The organism is Agathobacter ruminis (assembly GCF_002735305.1).
Taxonomy (GTDB): Bacteria; Bacillota; Clostridia; order Lachnospirales; family Lachnospiraceae; genus Roseburia; species Roseburia ruminis.
Window position 1 is genome coordinate 1 of sequence record NZ_PDYG01000108.1, and the last position, 968, is coordinate 968.

General features: G+C 41.8%; 1 protein-coding gene. It reads left to right on the top strand.

What is annotated here, in order from left to right; translation table 11 throughout:
• A partial coding sequence (locus tag CSX02_RS10815; RefSeq protein WP_189281535.1) for an RHS repeat-associated core domain-containing protein occupies positions 1–944 on the top strand: 944 nt, incomplete at its 5' end.
• Positions 945–968 lie beyond the last annotated feature (24 nt).

Consider the following 968-nt stretch of genomic DNA (forward strand, 5'->3'; position numbering starts at 1 on the left):
ACTACGAAAAGAACCTTCAGGGTGATGTGGTAGGCATCCTCAATACAGAAGGAGAAGAAGTCGTCCACTATGATTACAATGCATGGGGCGAAGTAACGGGAGTCACCGGAACGCTCGCAGATACCCTTGGCAAGGATAATCCATTACGCTATCGTGGATACTTCTACGATGAAGAAACAGGACTGTATTACCTGCAGAGCCGCTATTACAGCGTAGAACTCATGCGATTCCTTTCCGAGGATGACCCTGTACTCTCAAATGACCAGGGCGAACCACTGGGAAGCAATCTGTATGGGTATTGTGTGAATAACCCAGTAAATTATAGTGATTATACCGGACACTATGCAGCTTCCATTGCACTTCCGGCTTCGATTATTACGCAGTTGGCTGCGGCGATGACTGGAATTATGGGCGGAATTCGTTTTTCAATGGACAGCGTAAAAGCGGCGATTGCATGTTCATGGCTACCTCTAGTATGTATCGCTGCAACATCAGTTGCAGTTGCTGGGCTGGTATATACAGTAAAGACCTTTAAAAAGATGAATGCGAACGCTGCAAAAGTACGTGCAGCGGTGAAAGCTTGCGTAGCAAGAGGTGGAATTGATCCTGATAAAACACATGGTAATACTGTCTATGTAATTACTCGAAGACGGAGCGATGATGTTGTATATGTAGGAAGAACAAATGATTATAAAAGAAGAAGGAATGAACATCAAAATAGTAAAAAAGGAAAATTTCCGGAAAAAGAATATGACATGTATGCGGTTGCAACTGGGTTATCAAAACGAAAAGCAAGAGCATTGGAGCAAACACTTATTACAGCATATTCGCTCGAAACATTAGCAAATATGATTAATTCAATCTCTCCAAAAAAGTGGAAAAACTTTAAGAGTGAATTTGAACAGATGAAATCATTAATCGAAGCAGGATTTGATCCGGAATAGAGGAGAAAGAAATGGGATACTGGA